The organism is Exiguobacterium sp. s122 (assembly GCF_018618475.1).
GTDB lineage: Bacteria > Bacillota > Bacilli > Exiguobacteriales > Exiguobacteriaceae > Exiguobacterium > Exiguobacterium himgiriensis.
In genome coordinates, this window is the sequence record NZ_JACSMD010000001.1 from 263,761 (window position 1) to 283,049 (window position 19,289).

21 protein-coding genes are annotated in these 19,289 nt (G+C 53.4%); 17 read left to right on the top strand and 4 right to left on the bottom strand.

The annotated features are described in order from the left end of the window. Positions 1-96: 96 nt before the first annotated feature. The 4 genes from KNP92_RS01445 to KNP92_RS01460 all read left to right on the top strand — a co-directional run bounded on the left by KNP92_RS01445 (position 97) and on the right by KNP92_RS01460 (position 4,888). Positions 97-2,031 (top strand): sensor histidine kinase, encoded by a 1,935-nt coding sequence (locus tag KNP92_RS01445; protein WP_214835854.1) that lies wholly within the window; start codon positions 97-99, stop codon positions 2,029-2,031. Positions 2,032-2,160: 129 nt separating this feature from the next. Then, positions 2,161-2,934: a flagellar hook-basal body protein gene (locus KNP92_RS01450; RefSeq protein ID WP_214835857.1), complete on the top strand. Its 774-nt coding sequence runs from the start codon at positions 2,161-2,163 to the stop codon at positions 2,932-2,934. Positions 2,935-2,945: 11 nt separating this feature from the next. Then, entirely contained in the window at positions 2,946-3,728 is a 783-nt protein-coding gene (locus KNP92_RS01455) for a flagellar hook-basal body protein (protein WP_214835860.1), read from the top strand. 62 nt (positions 3,729-3,790) lie between these two features. Continuing rightward, positions 3,791-4,888, top strand: a complete 1,098-nt coding sequence (locus tag KNP92_RS01460) for a glycerate kinase family protein (RefSeq protein ID WP_251136356.1) — start codon at positions 3,791-3,793, stop codon at positions 4,886-4,888. Between the two features lie 24 nt (positions 4,889-4,912). Here the strand turns inward: KNP92_RS01460 and mscL are convergent, their stop codons facing one another. After that, positions 4,913-5,290, bottom strand: coding sequence for a large conductance mechanosensitive channel protein MscL (mscL, locus tag KNP92_RS01465; RefSeq protein WP_214835863.1), 378 nt, complete (start codon positions 5,288-5,290; stop codon positions 4,913-4,915). A 197-nt stretch (positions 5,291-5,487) separates the two neighbouring features. On the opposite strand from mscL, the gene KNP92_RS01470 reads away from it, so the two are divergent. From KNP92_RS01470 to KNP92_RS01495, 6 genes are all read left to right on the top strand, one after another. Continuing rightward, complete coding sequence (locus KNP92_RS01470) at positions 5,488-5,739, top strand: DNA-directed RNA polymerase subunit beta (protein ID WP_034807313.1); 252 nt, start codon at positions 5,488-5,490, stop codon at positions 5,737-5,739. A gap of 13 nt (positions 5,740-5,752) precedes the next feature. Next, positions 5,753-6,175, top strand: a complete 423-nt coding sequence (fabZ, locus tag KNP92_RS01475) for a 3-hydroxyacyl-ACP dehydratase FabZ (RefSeq protein WP_214835866.1) — start codon at positions 5,753-5,755, stop codon at positions 6,173-6,175. Positions 6,176-6,187: 12 nt separating this feature from the next. Beyond that, entirely contained in the window at positions 6,188-6,640 is a 453-nt protein-coding gene (locus KNP92_RS01480) for a hypothetical protein (RefSeq protein ID WP_214835869.1), read from the top strand. A 97-nt stretch (positions 6,641-6,737) separates the two neighbouring features. Beyond that, a complete protein-coding gene (locus KNP92_RS01485) occupies positions 6,738-8,477 on the top strand; it encodes a methyl-accepting chemotaxis protein (protein WP_214835871.1) in 1,740 nt (579 codons plus the stop codon). 63 nt (positions 8,478-8,540) lie between these two features. Beyond that, entirely contained in the window at positions 8,541-9,590 is a 1,050-nt protein-coding gene (locus KNP92_RS01490) for a C45 family autoproteolytic acyltransferase/hydrolase (protein ID WP_214835874.1), read from the top strand. 58 nt (positions 9,591-9,648) lie between these two features. Beyond that, positions 9,649-9,927 carry a hypothetical protein gene (locus tag KNP92_RS01495; RefSeq protein ID WP_214835876.1) on the top strand — a complete coding sequence of 93 codons (279 nt, stop codon included), beginning with the start codon at positions 9,649-9,651 and terminating at the stop codon, positions 9,925-9,927. Between the two features lie 2 nt (positions 9,928-9,929). Here the strand turns inward: KNP92_RS01495 and KNP92_RS01500 are convergent, their stop codons facing one another. Then, the gene (locus KNP92_RS01500) at positions 9,930-10,556 is read right to left on the bottom strand and encodes a class I SAM-dependent methyltransferase (protein WP_214835880.1); all 627 of its coding nucleotides are present in this window, start codon (positions 10,554-10,556) and stop codon (positions 9,930-9,932) included. 74 nt (positions 10,557-10,630) lie between these two features. Here KNP92_RS01500 and KNP92_RS01505 point away from each other — a divergent pair, with 74 nt between their 5' ends. The 7 genes from KNP92_RS01505 to KNP92_RS01535 all read left to right on the top strand — a co-directional run bounded on the left by KNP92_RS01505 (position 10,631) and on the right by KNP92_RS01535 (position 17,703). Further along, positions 10,631-12,118, top strand: coding sequence for a cryptochrome/photolyase family protein (locus KNP92_RS01505; protein WP_214835884.1), 1,488 nt, complete (start codon positions 10,631-10,633; stop codon positions 12,116-12,118). A 199-nt stretch (positions 12,119-12,317) separates the two neighbouring features. Next, positions 12,318-12,905: a glycerol-3-phosphate responsive antiterminator gene (locus KNP92_RS01510; RefSeq protein WP_260564070.1), complete on the top strand. Its 588-nt coding sequence runs from the start codon at positions 12,318-12,320 to the stop codon at positions 12,903-12,905. Continuing rightward, positions 12,902-13,993: an ABC transporter ATP-binding protein gene (locus KNP92_RS01515; protein ID WP_214835891.1), complete on the top strand. Its 1,092-nt coding sequence runs from the start codon at positions 12,902-12,904 to the stop codon at positions 13,991-13,993. The genes KNP92_RS01510 and KNP92_RS01515 overlap by 4 nt, the downstream gene beginning before the upstream one ends. Beyond that, positions 13,990-14,895, top strand: a complete 906-nt coding sequence (locus tag KNP92_RS01520) for a carbohydrate ABC transporter permease (protein WP_214835896.1) — start codon at positions 13,990-13,992, stop codon at positions 14,893-14,895. Before KNP92_RS01515 ends, KNP92_RS01520 begins: the two co-directional genes overlap by 4 nt. Further along, entirely contained in the window at positions 14,892-15,701 is an 810-nt protein-coding gene (locus KNP92_RS01525) for a carbohydrate ABC transporter permease (RefSeq protein WP_214835906.1), read from the top strand. Before KNP92_RS01520 ends, KNP92_RS01525 begins: the two co-directional genes overlap by 4 nt. 15 nt (positions 15,702-15,716) lie before the next feature. Next, complete coding sequence (locus tag KNP92_RS01530; RefSeq protein ID WP_214835908.1) at positions 15,717-17,027, top strand: ABC transporter substrate-binding protein; 1,311 nt, start codon at positions 15,717-15,719, stop codon at positions 17,025-17,027. A gap of 1 nt (position 17,028) precedes the next feature. Beyond that, positions 17,029-17,703, top strand: a complete 675-nt coding sequence (locus KNP92_RS01535) for a glycerophosphodiester phosphodiesterase (RefSeq protein ID WP_214835910.1) — start codon at positions 17,029-17,031, stop codon at positions 17,701-17,703. Between the two features lie 63 nt (positions 17,704-17,766). Here the strand turns inward: KNP92_RS01535 and KNP92_RS01540 are convergent, their stop codons facing one another. Both KNP92_RS01540 and KNP92_RS01545 read right to left on the bottom strand, forming a co-directional pair. Then, positions 17,767-18,114 carry a hypothetical protein gene (locus tag KNP92_RS01540; protein WP_214835912.1) on the bottom strand — a complete coding sequence of 116 codons (348 nt, stop codon included), beginning with the start codon at positions 18,112-18,114 and terminating at the stop codon, positions 17,767-17,769. A 17-nt stretch (positions 18,115-18,131) separates the two neighbouring features. Then, a complete protein-coding gene (locus KNP92_RS01545) occupies positions 18,132-19,274 on the bottom strand; it encodes a GGDEF domain-containing protein (RefSeq protein ID WP_251136357.1) in 1,143 nt (380 codons plus the stop codon). Positions 19,275-19,289 lie beyond the last annotated feature (15 nt).

Genomic DNA, 19,289 nt, shown 5'->3' on the forward strand with positions numbered 1-19,289 from the left:
GTGATTAATCTTTTATTATATTACAAGAAATCGCCTTATTTGAATAGAGAAATGAGCTGAGTCCAAGCAGGAATAAACGAAGGAAGAAGGCTACAAATGAAACGTTGGATTGAAGCAAGAATCAGCCGTCAAGTGCTGACAGTGTTTTACGTACTCGTCGCATTGATTACGCTGACGTCGCTCGGAACTTACTTTTATACACAACAAGCAATTAAAGAGACGACTGTCGAGCTTGAACGTATTAGTGAGCAACGATCGCAGGCGACCAATTTGTTTGAAACTTGGCAGTCCATGCAGTACGAAATGCGCGGGCATGTCTTACTCGGAGAAGAGGCACTTTTAAATGAAGTGCGCAAAGCTCAGACAAAAATTGATGAACAGACGACATGGTTTGAAGAGCGGGCTGTCAGTAAAGAAGAGAAGACGTTTGCCAAAGACGCGCGTCTTTTATTCACAATTTATACGAGCAGGGTGATGCCTGGACTTGAACGATACGTCATTGCCAAAGAGAATGGCGAGATTGACGAACCGTTCCTACAGATGGCGACGGTCGGTCAGCTCATGCCGAAAAATGCGACATCGAACCAAACTCGTTTCAAACTGAACTCAAAAAGTGCAGCCGATATGAGTGCAAGTATCGTTGATATGGAATCGGTCTTCACCGACTATCGTGCCGATCTCGATTTTCAAGAGACCGCGCTTCGTGAGTCGCTATCTGAACAACTTGCGCGCGCCCAGTGGATGTGGCTTATGATTTTACTCGGTGCCGTCTTTATCTTGTTCGTGAGCCTTCAGCCGTATATTGTCCGATTGACGAAGCAACTTCAGGCGCTCATTACGAATAGTGAACGACTTGCGGTCGACCCGCATGCCACGCTCATCCCGGTCGAGCCACTCAAAAATGAAGTCGGGCAACTCTCGAAATCATTCAATGAGATGTCGAGTTCGTTGATTGGGCAACACGACGCGTTAGAGCGCGAACGTGAAAAGACCGCTCGTATTCTGCACACGATGCGCGATTCCATTGTGTTTGAAGAATTGAGCACGGGAAAGATGTATGGGAATCAGGCGTTGTTTGATTTGTATGATCAACCGGTCCCCTATGACAATCGCCAAAGTCTTTACCCGATTGAGACGTTTTATGAACCGTTCATGAGTCAAATCGATGATCGGGAAGGGTTGCTTCGCTTTACGAATCGAGCTCGTCGGGAGGGAATCTTCGATGAGACGTTTACGTACTCGATGCAACAGGGTAGACGTATCATACGGATGTACGCCGAACCGATTGAACTGCAAGACGAACGGTTCGGTTTAATGTTTGTGTCACGTGACGTCACGAAAGAGATTGAAATCGATCGCTTGAAGACGGAGCTTGTCGCGACTGTCTCGCACGAACTCCGTACTCCCCTCACCTCGATTCTCGGGTTCACCGAGCTATTGGCGCATCGTCATGTCGACGAGGAGAAGCGGAAGCGCTACTTGAGTATGATCAATAGTGAGACGAAGCGCCTTGAGCGACTCGTCAGCGATTTGCTCGACGTGCAGAAGATGGAAGCAGGCGCCGACCAGCAAGACTTCAGAGTCGAGAACCTTTATGAAATGTTGTCAGATGTACTTGAGATTCAAGCAGGCTCAACGGATCTCCATATGTTCCACTTTGATTGTGACGAGTCGCTCCAGATTTCCGGAAATCCGGCTCGGCTTCGTCAAGTGTTCTCGAACATTTTGAACAATGCGATTAAATACTCACCAGACGGTGGCAATATCACTGTTAACGTCGATTGCGATGACGACGTCATCCGGGTCGCCATTGAAGACGAAGGAATCGGTGTATCAGAAGAAGACGCGAAACGATTGTTTGAGAAGTTTTACCGTGTACAGAGCGACGCGAGCCGCAACATTGGAGGCACCGGCCTCGGGCTTGCCATCTGTAAAGAGATTGTCGAATCTCATGGTGGGACGATTTACGTTCGCTCGGACGCTGGGAAAGGGACGACAATGGTTGTCGAACTGCCGATTGTCGAATCATAAAAACGAGTTCGTCTCTGAAAGCAGAGATGAACTCGTTTTTATTATATTTTTTCAAAAAACGGTGAATGATTCCTTCGTTTGGTACGATAAAGAAAGTAGAACACGTTTAAGGACGAAAGGAAGACGATCATGTTACGCGGACTATATACGGCGGCCGGTGCGATGAACGCGCTGCAACGCCAACAAGAGATTTTAAGCAATAACCTCGGCAACGTACGGACACCGGGTTTCAAGGCATCGAACGGTGTCGTTCGGTCGTTCCCGGAGATGTTGCTCGCCCAAGTGAGTAACCCTGGCAACAACCGTTCACGGGTGCAAGGTCAGGTCGGGACGCTCTCGACAGGTGTGTATCTTCAAGAGACGATGCCACGTTTCTCAACCGGTAGCATCTCGGAGACGGGAAATCCGACGGACGTCTATTTGAAGGCGCCAGCCGGTTTCACGGGTGCCCCGATGTTCGCGGTCGAACAAAACGGTGAGACGCTCTATACGACGAACGGACGCTTCGCCGTCGATGAGGAGCGCTTCCTCCGTTCATCTGACGGCGGATACGTCTTATCAGACGCCGGCGCCCGCATTCAGTTACCGTCGAGCGAGTTCACATTGTCTACCGAGGGACAAATCACGTCACTCGGCGAGAACGTGGCGACACTCGGCGCCTATCAAGTCGATGACTTGGCGACGCTCGAACAAGTCGGGAACGATTACCGTGTGAACGGTGACGCGCCGGCGCTCGCACCGGTCACGTTCCAGCAAGGGTACATCGAGGAAGCGAACGTTAACCTCGACCAAACGATGGCCGACCTGATGATGACGTATCGTCAGTTCGAGGCGAACCAAAAAGTCGTCCAAGCGTATGACAAGAGTGCCGAGCGGGCAATTGAAATCGCTCGGGTTCGATAAGGAGGAAACGTATGCAGTCCATTTATAATTCGGTCAACTCGCTCACGCAGTTGCAGCGTCAACTCGATGTGACCGGACACAATATCGCAAACGTCGATACGGTCGGATTCAAGCGCCAACAAGGGCACTTCGCATCGCTCCTATCACAGGCGTACAACAACCAACCTCGTCCCGAGTTCGAAGTCGGGCGCGAGACGCCGAACGGGATTCGGATCGGGGTCGGGGGACACGTCGCCGACATCTCGCAACAGTTTAGCATCGGACAGATTCGGGCGACAGAGCGCGGACTCGACGTCTTCTTGAAGGCGAGCCGGCAATTCTTCGTCGTTGAGACACCGAATGGTCCTGGCGTAACACGAGACGGCAATCTTCAACTGTCGGTCGGTGCCGAGACGACGCTCGTCGATGTGAACGGAAACGCGCTGCTCGGCGCGGACGGTAACCGCATCACGATGCCGAACGAAGCGACGAATCACCGCATCCGTCAAGACGGGGTCGTCGTCGCGAGCGTGAATGGGGTCGAGCAACAGTTCGGACGACTCGATATCGTGGAAGTGCGGAACACGTCAGAACTCCGTCCGATGGGAAACAATGTCTACTCGGCCGATTTTCAGACCGAGGTCGACCGTCCGTTCGGAAACCTCTTGATTGAAGGGACACTCGAGTCGTCGAACATCGATTTGACGAGAGAGATGACCGATATGACGATCACCCAACGAGCTTATCAGATGAACTCACGGGCACTCTCGATGAGTGACCAGATGATGGGGCTTGTCACGTCACTTCGCCCATAACGTAGGCCGCTTCTCCTCGGGGGGGCGGTTTTTGCGTTACACTTATGAGGAGGAGGGATGGCATGAAGATTGTCGTGGCAATGGATGCATTCAAAGGATCACTCACGAGCGTCGAGGCAAATGCGGCCGTGGCGCGAGCACTCGAAGAACATGACGTCGTGACCGTACCGATGTCGGACGGGGGTGAAGGGTTTCTCGATGCCTGGCTCGCGACGCATCCAGATGGAGACGTGATGACGCATGACGTCACGGCGCTCGACGGTAGGATGCGACGGGCACGCTTTGGCTGGTCCGAGTCATCACGAGACGCAGTCATCGAACTCGCCGAGGCGTCCGGGCTCACGCTCGTCGAGATGCGCGATCCATGGCGTTACAGTACGTACGGAACCGGACTGCAAATACGGGCGGCGCTCGAACTTGGGGCGAAGCACATCACGGTCGGGCTTGGCGGGAGTGCGACCATCGACGGGGGCAAAGGTCTGCTTGAGGCGCTCGGAGTCCGATTTTACGATCACGTTGGAAACGAACTCGGTACTTTCCCTCATCAACTCGAGCGTGTCGCATCCATCGATTGGTCGAACCTTATGCCGGAAGCGCGAGAAGTGGAATGGCGCATCGCCTCGGACGTAACGAATCCGCTACTTGGTGACGATGGGGCAGCCGTCGTGTTTGGCCCGCAAAAAGGGTTGACTAGACGAGACATCGGACGCTATGAGGCATATCTTGTCGAGTATGCCCGCTGTTTCACGCACGATATGACGACACGACCGGGTGCGGGTGCGGCAGGTGGAGTTGGGTTTGCCCTCTATCAGCTTGGGGCGACGTATAGGAGCGGAATCGAGGAAGTCGTAAGTTGGTCGAACTTTGAGATGCACGTACACGACGCCGACTGGCTTATCACGGGAGAAGGGACGTTTGATCAGCAGTCGCTGTATGGGAAAGCCCCGTATGGACTCGCCCAAATCGCCCACGCACACGGCGTTCCGACGCTCGTATTCACCGGACAGACGGAAGTGGTCGCCGTCCCGGACGTCGGCATCGAAGCGGTGTTCCCTATCGTTTCCCGGGTGATGACGCTCGAGGAGGCGATGTGTGAGGCGCCAACGCTGTTGACGAACGCCGTCGGTCGGGTCGTGCGGTTGCTCGACAAAAAAGCCTGACCCGTCATGGGTTCAGGCTTTTCGTCATGAGCGTTCTTTCAACAAATCACGAATCTCAGAGAGGAGTTGTTCCTCACGTGACAGTTCTGGTTCCGGCGTCTCTTCGACGGCTTTTTCTCGCTTCAAACGGTTGATTACTTTCACCATCATGAACAAGGCGAAGGCGATCAGTAAGAACGTGACGATCTCTTGAATGAAGTTGCCGTAAGCGACCTCGACGTCGAGCACGCTCATCGATAAGTCTGAGAAGTTGATGCCGCCAATCAAGATGCCGAGAAGTGGCATGAAGATGTCGTTGACGAGCGAGTTGACGATGGCCGTGAAGGCGGCCCCGAGAATGAAGGCGACGGCAAGGTCAACGATGTTGCCACGCATGGCGAACTCTTTAAACTCTTTCCACATAGAATAATACCTCCTCATAAATGAATACTCTCACGGTAGCATATCCTTCTATGAAAGCAACATCCTTTTTTCATTTCCCGTCTTTAGGACGGGGCGCTTGTTCGGGTTTTCTAGATACGTTACACTAAAAGAGAACTCATACAACGGTTTTATTACCTGGTACTAATATGTTATAATCAGATGAGCTGAAAGGATGAATGGACGTGGCGAACGAAGAACAAAAGGGCTCGGAAGAAAAAGAGTCGAAACAGCGGACAGAGCGGAAGCGTCTGTCGAACAACCGCCGTTTCCCAATCTTGCTGCGTGTCATCGTTGTCCTCATATTGGCTGTCGCGATGCTCGCGATTGGTGCCATTATCGGGTACAGCGTCATTGGCGGCGGCGAGTGGAGGGACGTGTTCAACATCGACACGTGGCGCCATATCACCGATTTTTGGCTAACCTCATAAGGGTGGTGGAACCATGTATACGATTGAACAGATTAAAGAAGTAATCCCACATCGGTATCCGTTCTTGCTCATCGACCGTATTCTTGAGGTCGAAGAAGGCAAGCGGGCCGTTGGACTAAAAAACGTGACGGCGAACGAAGAGTTCTTCAACGGACATTTTCCAGACTATAACGTCATGCCAGGCGTCTTGATTGTCGAGGCGCTCGCACAAGTCGGTGCATTCGCGATGCTCAAACAAGAAGCGAACCGTGGTAAGCTCGCTTTCTTCGCTGGAATCGACGGATGTCGCTTTAAACGTCAAGTCGTTCCAGGCGATCAATTGCGCCTTGAAGTCGAGATTTTGAAAGTGCGTGGCCCAATCGGCAAAGGTCGGGCCGTGGCGACTGTCGATGGAGAAGTCGCTTGTGAAGCGGAACTAACTTTCGCCCTGAAGTAAGGGGGGAGTAACATGCGCGTGTTGGCCATCGCTTTTGTGCTCGGCTTGATGATTGTCGTAGGTTGTCAGCAGATGCAAAGCGAACAAGCGACCGAGGAGAACATCGTCTACGAACAAAATGTCGATGAACAATTGATTGATAAGCGAGCCGGGCAGTCCGAGGCGATCGCCGTCTCTCTAGAACGCGCGAACAGTTCGACGATGCTGTTCACGATTCGCATGCTTGAAGACCGGCGTCTCGAACCGACAACGGTTATCAGTTACGAAGTGGAAGGAAACCGAGTCCCCATCCCATTTGGCGAACTGACAGCCGAGCGTGAAGGGGATGTGCGAACGTATGTCTATCAAGTCGATTTAAATCCAGACTTGTTCGTACCGGAAACACTTCCACTCTTCCATGTCGCGGAAGAAGGGGAAACGGAAGTCTCGATTCCGCTTGAAGTTGTGAACGCGACAAATGAATGAAACAGAACGGATGATTCTTTGAAATTCATCCGTTTTTGTATGCAGTTTTTTCTTCTTGAATCCGATACTAAAAGTAAGGATAGAGGAGGGGAAACGGATGAAACGAAAGAAAACCCAGTCACTGCAAACCCGGATTTTATTGGCGATGCTCGCGTTCGTGACGCTACTCGTCATCATATTCGGTGTAGTTCAAGTGATCAGTACGAAACAAACCGTGCTCAGCTCGATGCAAGCCATCTTACTTGAGGACGGGAAGCGCATAAGTGAAGCGATAGATGCAGACGCCTATGCATCGTTTATGCAGAATCCGACGCCAGGAGAGACGTTCGAGCAGTTTCGGGAACAGCTCGACACGTACCGTAAGCAAATCGGAGCGATGTACGTCTATACACTCGCCGTGGACGGCAACGAGCTTCAAATCATCGTCGATGGCATGAGCGCGGAAGACGCGGTCGCAATCGGCACGCCGACGACGGCGACAACAGTGGAAGATGCGCGCCCGGCTTTTACTGGTGGACAGGTGACGACCCCGATCGTGGAAGATCCGGAGTATGGGGATTACATGACCGTCCTCGTTCCAATAAAACGAGGAAATGAGGTCATTGGCGTCCTTGGGATTGACAAAGGTGCACAAGACGTCGCGTCGGTGACGAACGACGTGTTGCGTAATAGTTTGCCGCCAGTGTTGATTGGGCTCGTCATCCTGCTCGTGTTGGCGTCTGTTGTCATCTGGCGTTATCTCGGGTGGAAATTGCGTCCGCTACGCGACCTCGAACACGTCGCGACACTCGTGGCCGCTGGCGACTTGGCATCAGCGAACGAGGCGATGGCGCGAATTCAGCTCCGGTCAAACGATGAGATCAAGCGGCTTACTGCATCGATGGACCAGATGACGAAGATGCTCCGCGATTTGATTGCGGGGTTACAGGCGTCTGCTCAAACGGTTCGTGAGGAGAGCGGGAACGTGACGTCCATCTCGGAAGAAGTGAACGATGCGTCACGACAAATTGCGCATACGATGGAAGCCATTGCAGGTGGTGTCGAGCAGCAAAGCGTGCTGACGATGAGGTTGTATGACCATATGAACGAGTTCTCAGATCTTGTCGAGCGAACGACGGAAGACGGGGCCGAAGTGCGTGCACAGGCAAAAGACGTCAATCATGCCACGACGAAAGGTCTTCACCTTATGGAGGACGCCGTCCATCAGATGACGGCTATCCATGGCCACGTCCAGACGTCGCAACATCAAGTGAAAGACTTTGAACGTCAAGCCGACGACGTGACGACGCTCGTCACCGTCATTCGACAAATCTCGGAACAGACGAACTTGCTCGCCTTGAACGCGGCCATCGAGGCGGCGCGGGCTGGGGAACACGGGAAAGGATTTGCCGTCGTCGCCTCCGAGATACGGAACTTATCGACGAGCGTTGCAAAATCAGTCAGCGAAATCTCGGAGATCGTCGGAAGCGTTAAACAAAATTCGATTGCGCTCGGGGAGACATTTACGGTCAGTCTGCGCGCCGCGGAAGATGGGAAGCGGACGCTCGAGTCAACGAAACAGGCATTTCATGAGATTGAACGGAGTGTCCTAGAGATGCAACGGTTGACAGACTCCATGCAAGCCCAGCTCGTCCAGGTGAAGACAAATCAGATCGACATCAAACAAGGTCTCTCGGACATCGCTTCAATCTCGGAAGAAAGCACAGCCGGCAACGAAGAAGTCGCGGCATCGACGGAACAAATGGCGGCGACGAGCGAGACGATGAATCGCCTCGTCAAAGGGTTGGCACATACGGCTTCAGACATGCAGCAGATGAGCCGTCAGTTCAAGTTGTAAACAGGTTCATCTCAGACAGACCTCCCACGTGTCCGCTATAATGGGCGCAAGGGAGGTTTTTGCATGCAACACGTCTCAAGTGAACTGACACAATTTCGCGGCAGTCACTATGACTTTGGCCGCTTTCAAGGGAATTATATTAAACGAAGCAAACTGCTCGAGAATCGCACCGACCAATGGAAACTGCGGGTCCCGCGCTTTGAGATTGACGAGCGTGAGGCGAAACAGGCGTTCGACCGGTTCGCGCCGAAAATTTGGGAAGAACTGCTCGGGCTCCAAGACGAGCTCGAACTGTCGCTCGCCGATACGCTTTTACATTTTGGTCACTTCCGGGTGAATAACCCGGTCAGCGGCTGTTCCATCCTAACGGGGGACAATTTCCTCGTCCGCAATTACGATTACCATCCGATGACGTATGATGGACGATACAACGTGTTTCAACCGGATGAAGGATATGCGGTCATCGGTCCTGTCTCGCGTGTCACGGGCCGGATGGACGGGATGAACGAAAAAGGGCTCGCGATGGGCTATAACTTCATCAATCGTCGACGCCCCGGGGACGGCTTTGTCTGTCAGATGATTGGGCGGATGATTCTTGAGACGTGCGCGACGGTCGAAGAGGCGGTCGACTTATTAAAAGAGATTCCACATCGTGGCTCGTTCACGTACGTTGTCCATGATAAGTCATCGAAGACGCGCGTCGTCGAGGCGACGCCACGTGACATCCAAGTCCGTGAGTCGAACATCTGCACGAACCATTTTGAACTGTTGCAACACGAGAATCGCTACCATCTCGATGATTCGACGCGCCGCATGATGGAAATCAAGATGTATCAACATATCGTCCAAGACGCGGAGAGTGCGTTCCGACTCATGAACGATTCCGACAAAGGCGTGTTCTCGGAACTGTATAAGAGCTGGGCCGGTACGATCCATACGGCTGCTTATTTCCCGGAGACGCTTGAGACGTGGTTCGCCCTAGGTGGTGACCGTGACCCTGTCGTCTTCGATTTCCAAGCGTGGCTCGATGGTGAGGACTTCGACCTTCACGCCCTCGACGGCGAGATTGCGACCGATATCGAGTTCGCCAACACGGTCCAATTGTGGCGCTGACTTCGGTCAGTGCCTTTTTAATCAAAATAGGGAATAAAGAGGACAGGAGGGATTTTGCATGAAACGAATTGGAGTAGTGGCCATCATCTTAACTATGAGTATCGTGCTCGGCGGGTGCGTGCCGGGTGACGGGACGTACACGACCGACCCGGCTGGTTTCTTTTGGGGGATTTGGCACGGCTGGATTGCACCCATTTCCTTGATTCTCGGGCTGTTCAATGATACGTATCGCGTCTACGAGGTGAACAACACGGGTTGGTTTTATGACTTAGGTTTTTATATCGCCATCATTAGCGGGTTTGGCGGTGTGGCAGTGACGCGGAAGAGTCGGGGCTGACGTTAGACGGCCTTTCGTCCGGACACCGCAACCGTATGATAATCGCGCGAATCGGGCCCTCGCGTTTCGATGACGTCAATCAGACCGAGCGAGGAAGCGGCCGGGATGAACTGTTCTCGAACGATAGACACGATACCGTCCCACGTGATGTCACCTTTCCCGTCACAATACGTAATAACGAACGAGCCACCCGGTACAAGGACGCGCTCGATTTCGGCAAGCACGGCGTTCACGTCTTCCCAAAAATAGAGCGTGTGGATGCTAAAGACACGGTCGAACTGTGCGTCCGGGAACGGGAGCCTCCTAAGGTCGGCTTCGACGATTTCAGCGCGACCGGTTTGCACCGCTGCCCGATTCCGTTTCAATGCCGAGCGGACGACGGTCTTAGAGCGATCGAGCCCGGTCACGTGGACGGAATCAACGCGATGAAGCATCTGCGCAATGGCGTCACCGGCCCCGCAACCGAGGTCGAGGACGCGGGCATTGGATTGAATCCAAAGTTGGTCAATCGTCCAATCGACTTCGACTCGATGTTGGCGGACCATTTTCTCGCCGATATACGTGCCGACGATGCCGCGTGGGTTCTCGTAGTGACTGTCAATCCAGTTTTTCAGGCGTGCGAAGCGCATCGAACCATTCCTTTCCGAATCGAGTAGATGTAGATTGAGTGTAGCATAACCATTTGAATAGAGGAGTTGAATCGATGCGTTCCTTTTGGATATTCGGTAACCAGCTATCCCACGAGCTCGAGATGCTCGACCATGTGGCAGATGACGATGTCATCGTCATGATTGAGGCGACATCACGAGCGATGTGGCGGACGTACCATAAACAAAAGCTCGTCCTCGTTTTCTCGGCGATGCGTCACTTCGCTGACGAGTTACGCGATAAAGGCTTCACCGTCGACTATCATGAGGCCGACTCGTTCCAGGACGCATGGGATGACCACTTCAAACGATACGAACCGGAAGAAATCCATCACACTGCCGTCACCGACGTCGCCATGGAGAAGAAGTTAAAGCAGTTTGGGAAGAAACATACACTCGTCGAGCATACGGACGTTCCGCTCTTCTATTTGACGAAAGAGGAATCCACTGACACGCTCGGAAGCGAGCCGTGGCGGATGGACCGTTTTTACCGCCAGATGCGCAAGCGCTTTGACGTGTTGCTTGAAGATGGAAAGCCGCGCGGTGGCAAATGGTCGTTTGACGCCGATAACCGGAAGCCGCCGAAAGCCGGGCTGACGTTCCCCGCTCCGGTTCACTTCCGCCCGGACGCCGTCACGAAAGACGTGATCAAAAAAGTCGAGCGCGATTTTCAAGACAATCCGGGGGACATCACGCCATTCGTCTGGCCGGTGACGCGCAGTGAGGCGCGACGTGCGTTAAAGCGTTTCATCGAGGAACGTCTCGAGACGTTCGGTCCGTATCAGGACGCGATGCTGTCAGACAATCAAGAGATGTCGCATAGTCTGTTATCGGCGGCAATCAATATCGGACTCCTAACACCGCAGGAAGTCGTCGATGCGGCGTGCGCGACCGATGCGCCGCTCGCTTCAATTGAAGGGTTCGTCCGACAAATTCTTGGCTGGCGGGAATACATGCGTGCCGTATACGTGGCCTCGATGCCCGGCTACGAGTCGGTGAACACATTCAAACACGAGCGCGACTTGCCCGACTATTTTTGGGATGCGAAGACAGACATGCACTGCGTTCATCAAAGTGTGAAACCGGTCATTGAGCGGGCACATAACCACCATATCCAGCGCCTCATGGTACTCGGTAACTTTGCAACGCTGTTCGAGGTTTCACCGCAACAGACGAGTGATTGGTTCAACGAATTGTATATCGACGCTTATGATTGGGTCGTCTTGCCGAACGTGCTCGGGATGGCGCTCCATGCGGACGGCGGTAAGCTTGCGACGAAACCGTATATCGCCTCCGGCAAGTATATCGACCGGATGAGTGACTACTGTAAAGGCTGCAAGTACAACCCGAAACATACGACCGAGGAAGACGCGTGCCCGTTCAACGCTCTCTATTGGTACTTCATCGACAAGCATCAAGAAAGATTCAAAGACAATCAGCGGATGAAGATGATGCTCCGGAACTGGCAAGGCCGTGATGACGACGTCAAAGCGGACATCTTGGCGAAGGCGAGACAGACGCTCGACGGAATCGACTCCTTGTGAGTCGATTTTTTACGTACACTTCATAAACTTTTGCACATGCTTCACAGGAGATTTACATTCGTCCGTTACGATAGGACTTGTGAGACCCCTCATGCCAAGTGAATAGCAATCGGTAGAACATTCGAGAGACCAACAGAAGCCCGTACGTCATTGACGTCTAGTTTCTGTTGGTCCTTTTTTCTAGGAAAGGGTGAGTCAAGTGAATGAAACACTTCGCACAATCGGCCAGGAGAAGATGATCGCCTCCATCAAGTCGCCGAAACAATTCGAGACGTTCCTTCAGTCGGACGTCACGACGACGTTCCTCATGATGGGCACACTCAGCACACTCGACCGGTACGTGTCACACCTGAAACGGGAGAACAAGATCGTCTTCTTGCACGCCGAGCGCATCAACGGCATCAGCCTTGACCGGGATGGTATCGACTATTTGGCAAAGCGAGTTGGCGCGGACGGTGTCGTCACGACGAAGGCATCGGTCATCCAGCACGCAAAACGCGCGGGACTCATGACCGTGCAACGCCTCTTTCTTGTCGATTCGGACGCGATCACGTCCGGCATCAAGATGGCGAACACTCACGAACCGGACGCTCTCGAACTCATGCCAGGCCTCATCCCAAACGTCATCGAACATGTCGCCGGAAACGTGCCATTCCCGATTGTCACGGGTGGTATGATTCGAAAACCGAGTGAGGTGCATCAGGCACTCTCGCACGGTGCGTTCGCCGTGTCGACGGGAGACGAACGGCTCTGGGCGCCGCAAGGAATGAAGGAGGACATCGTATGAAGTCGATTCAATTGCAACACATCCAAAAGTCGTACGGGGACACCGAAGTCATCCGTGGCATCGACGTGACAATCGAAGCAGGGGAGTTTTTCGCGCTTGTCGGACCGTCTGGCTGCGGCAAGAGCACGATGCTCCGGATGATTGCGGGGCTCGAGTCGATCACGGCGGGGACGCTTCGGATTGACGGTGTCGCCGCGAACGAACTTAAGCCGAGTGAGCGCCAACTGTCGATGGTGTTCCAAAACTATGCGCTCTATCCGCATATGTCAGTCGAGAAGAACATCACGTTCGGCCTACATACGAAAGGGCTGACGAAGCTCGAGCAACGCGAACGGTGCCATGAGGCCGCCGAGACGCTAGGCCTCACCGACTATTTGAAGCGAAAGCCACGAGAACTATCAGGCGGACAACGGCAACGGGTCGCACTAGCCCGTGCAATCGTCACCGAAGCGCCGATTTGTCTTATGGACGAGCCGCTCTCGAACCTTGACGCCAAGCTCCGGGCCAAGATGCGCTCGGAGATTCGACAGCTGCAACGCAAATTGAACTTGACGATGATTTATGTCACGCACGACCAAGTCGAGGCGATGACGATGGCTGACCGGATGATGCTGTTGAACGAAGGGGAAGTCCAACAAATCGGTAAGCCGCTCGACTTATACAACAAACCGGCGAACACGTTCGTCGCGTCGTTCATCGGTTCGCCACCGATGAACTTGGTGCCTGTGAAGCGAAGCGAGAAAGGCTTTGTCGCCTCGGACGGACGGCAGTTTCAGCCGAACGTGATGACGACAGTAGAGACGGCGACGCTCGGCGTCCGTCCGGAACAGATTTTGCCGGCGAACGAGGACGTCACGTTTTACGCCGAACTGAAAAACATCGAGGTGCTTGGCACGGAGACGATTCTCGCTTTTGACGTCGGCGGGGTCGAATGGCTTGCTAAATGGCCGGGCCAGTGGCCGCTCTCGATTGGAGAGAAAGTCGCCTGTTACATCGACCCGAAACAGATGTCGCTCTTTGACGCGGACGGGGAACGAATCGAACCGCGTCATCCGAAACTGTTCGAGGCGTTGGAGGTGTTCCAATGACGGTCACATTGCCGAGACAACGGGTAAAGGCTCGGCTTTCGGACGCGGTGAGCGGACTGTTGTATTTGTCGCCGTCAATCGCGCTATTCGGGATTTTCCTCGTCTATCCGCTCCTCCGGACGATTTACTTGAGCTTCTTCCGGACGGACACGCAAGGAACACCGCTCGAATTCGTCGGCCTCGGTCATTACGCTAGCCTCTTCATGAGTGCGACGTTTTGGCAAAGCGTTCAGGCGACGGTCGGGTTCGTCGCTTTGACCGTGCCGCTCACAATCCTGGTCGCGCTCGGTCTCGCCTTGCTTGCGAATGAGAAACTGCGTGGCATCGGCATCTTTCGGACGGCGTTCTCGGCGACGATGGGGATGAGTGTCGCCGCCTCGTCGGTCATTTGGATGTTCATGTATAACCCGTCGATCGGCATCTTCAACCGCTTTTTAGAAGCAATCGGGGCGAGCGGGGTGCAGTGGCTCCTCGACCCGCAATATGCGCTCCTGTCCGTGTCGCTCGCGACCGTCTGGATGAATATCGGGTTCACGTTCCTCATTCTCCTCGGGGGACTGCAAAACATCGACCGGGCGCTCTATGAGAGTGCCGACATCGCCGGGACGGGGTACTGGACCCAACTTCGGGCCATCACGATCCCGATGCTGTCGCCAACGCTCTTCTTCGTCGGCATCATCTCGCTCATCAACGCCTTTCAGACGTTCGGGCAAATCGACTTGCTGACGAAAGGCGGCCCGATGAATTCAACGAACGTCATCGTCTACGCCATCTATAAGGACGCGTTCATCAACTATAACGTCGGTGGGGCGAGCGCCCAGGCCGTGCTCTTGTTTGTGACGGTGCTCCTCTTGACGTGGCTCCAGTTCAAGCTCGTCGAAAGGAAGGTGCATTACCAATGACGATGCGAAACGCACTCGTATACACGCTTCTCGTTTTGAGCGCTGCGGTCATGCTGTTCCCGATTGGCTACGCGTTCTCCATCAGCCTCATGGATGGGGGTGAGGTACTGAAGGGGAACCTCATCCCAGAAGAACCGTCACTCGCAAACTACGTCGCCGCGTTCGACCGGATTCCGTTGTTGACGTATCTCGTCAACAGTCTCGTCGTCGCACTCCTCGTCATGGTCGGGCAAGTTGTCTTATCGAGTCTCGCCGCGTTCGCGTTCGTTTTCATCGACTTTAAAGGGAAAGCACTCATCTTCATGTTGTTCCTTGCGACGATGATGGTGCCATGGGAAGCGACGATGGTACCGAACTTCTTGACCGTACAGTCGCTCGGCTGGCTCAACTCGGTGTGGGGGTTGTCGGTTCCGTTCTTCGCGCTTGCATTCGGGACGTTCCTACTTCGGCAACAGTTCAAGACGATTCCCCACGAGATGTACGAGGCGTCCCAAATCGCCGGCATCAGCCGGTTCCGTTTCTTTTGGAACGTCGTCTTACCGGTGTCGAAGACGCCGCTCGTCACGTTGTCAGTGTACAGCTTCTTGACGACATGGAATATGTACTTATGGCCGCTCCTCGTGACGAATACGGAGCAGGCGCGGACGGTCCAAATCGGGATTAAACAAATGCAATCGAACGAGATTGCCTCAGACTGGGGCGTCGTCATGGCGGCCGTCGTCATGATCATCATCCCGACACTACTCTTACTCTTTGCAGGACAAAAGCAATTGCAAGAAGGCTTGACGCAAGGTGCTATCAAATAAAAGGAGGAAGTTTACATGAAGAAAAAATGGGGATTATTCGCAGGGTTGGCCAGTTCGGTGTTATTACTCGGGGCGTGTGGCAGTGAAGAGGCGGCCCCGGAAGCAGCGGCGACCGAGGATGGGAAAACGGAAGTCGTGTTTTGGCACGCGATGAGCGGGGACTTAGAGACCGCGCTCAACAATCAAGTCGACGACTTCAACAAGTCGCAGGATGACTATGAAGTGACGCCGATTTTCCAAGGGACGTATGAAGAGGCGCTCACGAAGTTTAACGCTGTCGCTGGTTCGGCGGACGCACCAGCCATCATGCAGACGTTCGAGGTCGGGACAAAATATATGATTGACACGAACAAGATTACGCCGGTCCAAACATTCATCGACAAGGAAAACTTCGACACGAGCGTCTGGGAAGAGAATATCTTGAGCTATTATCAAGTCGACGGAAAGCAATACTCGATGCCGTTCAACTCGTCGACACCGGTTCTCATCTATAACAAAGACGCGTTTAAAGAAGCTGGGCTTGACCCGGAGAAGGCACCGCGCACGTATGACGAATTAAAAGAAGCAGCGAAAGCGCTAACCGGGGATGGGCAAACCGGCTTCACAATCCTCAACTACGGTTGGTTCTTCGAACAACTCGTCGCCGCGCAAGGTGGGCTTTACGTCGACAACGACAACGGGCGTAGCGGTGCCCCGACGAAAGCGGTGTTTGACGGAGAGGAAGGGCAGAACGCCTTCAACTTGATTAAAGACATGTACGACGAGAAGACGTTCTTGAACGTCGGTCAAAACTGGGACGACATGCGTGCCGCATTCCAATCAGGCAACGTCGCGATGTACCTTGATTCGTCGGCTGGTGTGCGTACAGTTGTCGACAACGCACCGTTTGACGTCGGTGTCTCATACTTGCCGGTACCGAACGAAGCCGACCGTGAAGGCGTCGTCATCGGCGGTGCCTCACTTTGGATGGGTGACGGCATCGCAGACGAGACGAAACAAGGGGCTTGGGAATTCATGAAATATGTGGCGTCGAAAGAAGCACAAGCGAAGTGGCATGTCGAGACCGGATATTTCGCCATTAACCCGGACGCTTACAATGAACCGATTGTAGAAGAAGTGTGGGCCGAATACCCGCAGCTGAAAGTGACAGTCGATCAGTTGAGCGAGACGAAGACGTCACCGGCAACGCAAGGCGCCCTCATCTCGTCGTTCCCGCAGTCACGTCAAAGCGTCGTCAACGCGATGGAGAGCCTGTATCAAGGCGTGTCGGTCGAGGACGCGTTGAAGCGCGCAGCCGACGAGACGACTTCCACCTTGGGGCAATAAGATGCACCTTTACGCCCACCGCGGGTATAGTGCCAAGTACCCGGAGAATACGCTCCGCGCGTTCGAGGCAGCTCTCCCGCACGTCGACGGCATCGAGCTCGACGTGCAGCGGACAAAAGACGGGCGCCTCGTTGTCATCCATGACGAGACGGTCGACCGGACGACGGACGGGAGCGGCTATGTGAAAGACATGACGCTCAAACAAATTCGCCAACTCAAGGCCGATGGGGAACGTATCCCGACACTCGAGGAAGTGTACGCCCTTGTCGCAACACATGACGTCACGGTGAACGTCGAGTTGAAGACGGACGAGTTCGACTATGCTGGTATCGAACCGCTCGCGTGGCTCGCAACGGAAGAGTTCGGACTCGAAGACCGTGTCGTCTTCTCGTCATTCAATCCGTACACGCTCGTCCGACTGCGTGACGTCGCGCCTGAAGCGAGAATCGCCGTCTTGACGCAGGACGGGCATCCCGAATTAATTGAATTCGTCGAACGCATTCAAGCCGAGGCCGTCCACGCACAGCTTGCCTTCGTCGGAACGCGTGCGTGGCGAACGTTAAGCGAAAGAGGGATTCTAACGCGCTTGTACACAATCAATGACCCGAGCGAGCTCCCCGACACGACTCCTGTCGACGCCGTCATGACGGATGAAGTCGAATTGTTACGCCACTAATGAAAGTTCAGAAAGAGGCCACTTGATGCGACTTGCTCGCGTCAGGTGGCCTCTTCTTCATAATTAATAACCTTCGTTTAAAGTCATGAATTCGTCTTCTCTCAAAGGTGAGTCGCCATATGAGTTATGACCATAGTAGGTGACAACGTACGCATTGTCTTCATTCGTTTTGACGAAGAATTCGTAGGCGACCCTCGTTTCGTCCTCGAAGTCCAAACGATATAAGTAACCAAAGTGATTGATCTCGAACTCGACATCATAGTCGCTTTTCTCAATTGAAAATTGCTCGTACAAGGTTTCGTTCAAAAATGTTTCTCGCTCGTATACCTCACGAAGAAGCAACAAGACCGCTCCTAACATGAATAAAGCAAACGTGATTTGAAGCTTGGGTGAATTTCGTGTAGACGTCATCTCCATCCACCTTCTTTTTAATGAGGAATAAGCCGATGTGCATTGGCATGTCGCACGACCGTCCGGTTTCGTCCTTGGTCTTTTGCTTCGTAGAGCGCCGTATCGGCGAGGCTACTCATCGATTCGACCGGTAACGCGTTTCCGTGGGCGATGCCGATCGAGACACTGATTTGAATTGTCGTCCCGTCCGACAAGGTGAACGCCTCAGCCGCGATTCGCTTCCGAATCCGCTCGGCGACTTTGGCCACTTTCTCGGGTGATAGATCATAGATGAGGATAACGAACTCTTCGCCTCCGATACGTGCGACGATATCATGGGCACGCGTCTCAATTTTCAACAGTTCGGCGAACCGTTTCAAGACGAGGTCGCCGTTTGGATGACCATACGTATCGTTCACGTGTTTAAAATGGTCGATATCGAGCGCGAGTATATTGTATGTCCGTCTCTCAGACACGAGCGAGAGGGTCCGTTCTTCCCACATGCGACGATTGAACAGGCCCGTCAAATGGTCGCGTTCAGCTGAATGTTTATACGCCTTGGCGCGTTGTGTCGCTTTCTCTAAGTCGATGGCGAGCAGACTCGCGAGTGTCCCAACAAGTAGTCCGACGGTCCAAAACGTGAGGACGAGCTCGATGTAAGCCGTATCCCATCCGAGATTAATGAAAATTGAAACGGAAGTGACAAAGAGTGCCCAGACGTGTAACAACATACTTTGCCACAACAGATGATGAATGTGACGATGAATCCACCACATGCCGACGCTGACGATGAACGTCGCAATGAACGCGATGACGGCTTGATCGGTCACGCCGAATAAAAAGCGGGTACTCGCGACGATCATCGTCGCAATCAAGAGAGGGAAGCGGGCGCCGTAAAACGCGAGCAAGACGAGCGGCAAATACCGTAAGTCGACACGCACTTCACCGTTCACTTGGACCGCGTTCATCATAAGGAACAGACCGATTGCCCCGGTCAATAATCCGATTAAGAAACCGCGGAATCGAAAAGGTCCGAAGTGTTCAGAGTGATACAACTTAGAGATTAAGTAAAAGCCTGTGAACGCCACGGAGGCATTCAACAAAAGGGCGGTAAACGGCACGATGTCACTTCCTTCAAAATAGCGATACTTCAACCGTAACAGAGCGCTAAAAAATGTCAATTGATAATGCACGTT

Bases quoted from the DNA above. Each gene is read 5' to 3' on its own strand.
- KNP92_RS01445 (WP_214835854.1), top strand. From the start codon at position 97: ATGAAACGTTGGATTGAAGCAAGAATCAGCCGTCAAGTGCTGACAGTG.
- KNP92_RS01450 (WP_214835857.1), top strand. From the start codon at position 2,161: ATGTTACGCGGACTATATACGGCGGCCGGTGCGATGAACGCGCTGCAA.
- KNP92_RS01455 (WP_214835860.1), top strand. From the start codon at position 2,946: ATGCAGTCCATTTATAATTCGGTCAACTCGCTCACGCAGTTGCAGCGT.
- KNP92_RS01460 (WP_251136356.1), top strand. From the start codon at position 3,791: ATGAAGATTGTCGTGGCAATGGATGCATTCAAAGGATCACTCACGAGC.
- mscL (WP_214835863.1), bottom strand. From the start codon at position 5,290: ATGTGGAAAGAGTTTAAAGAGTTCGCCATGCGTGGCAACATCGTTGAC.
- KNP92_RS01470 (WP_034807313.1), top strand. From the start codon at position 5,488: ATGGACGTGGCGAACGAAGAACAAAAGGGCTCGGAAGAAAAAGAGTCG.
- fabZ (WP_214835866.1), top strand. From the start codon at position 5,753: ATGTATACGATTGAACAGATTAAAGAAGTAATCCCACATCGGTATCCG.
- KNP92_RS01480 (WP_214835869.1), top strand. From the start codon at position 6,188: ATGCGCGTGTTGGCCATCGCTTTTGTGCTCGGCTTGATGATTGTCGTA.
- KNP92_RS01485 (WP_214835871.1), top strand. From the start codon at position 6,738: ATGAAACGAAAGAAAACCCAGTCACTGCAAACCCGGATTTTATTGGCG.
- KNP92_RS01490 (WP_214835874.1), top strand. From the start codon at position 8,541: ATGCAACACGTCTCAAGTGAACTGACACAATTTCGCGGCAGTCACTAT.
- KNP92_RS01495 (WP_214835876.1), top strand. From the start codon at position 9,649: ATGAAACGAATTGGAGTAGTGGCCATCATCTTAACTATGAGTATCGTG.
- KNP92_RS01500 (WP_214835880.1), bottom strand. From the start codon at position 10,556: ATGCGCTTCGCACGCCTGAAAAACTGGATTGACAGTCACTACGAGAAC.
- KNP92_RS01505 (WP_214835884.1), top strand. From the start codon at position 10,631: ATGCGTTCCTTTTGGATATTCGGTAACCAGCTATCCCACGAGCTCGAG.
- KNP92_RS01515 (WP_214835891.1), top strand. From the start codon at position 12,902: ATGAAGTCGATTCAATTGCAACACATCCAAAAGTCGTACGGGGACACC.
- KNP92_RS01520 (WP_214835896.1), top strand. From the start codon at position 13,990: ATGACGGTCACATTGCCGAGACAACGGGTAAAGGCTCGGCTTTCGGAC.
- KNP92_RS01525 (WP_214835906.1), top strand. From the start codon at position 14,892: ATGACGATGCGAAACGCACTCGTATACACGCTTCTCGTTTTGAGCGCT.
- KNP92_RS01530 (WP_214835908.1), top strand. From the start codon at position 15,717: ATGAAGAAAAAATGGGGATTATTCGCAGGGTTGGCCAGTTCGGTGTTA.
- KNP92_RS01535 (WP_214835910.1), top strand. From the start codon at position 17,029: ATGCACCTTTACGCCCACCGCGGGTATAGTGCCAAGTACCCGGAGAAT.
- KNP92_RS01540 (WP_214835912.1), bottom strand. From the start codon at position 18,114: ATGACGTCTACACGAAATTCACCCAAGCTTCAAATCACGTTTGCTTTA.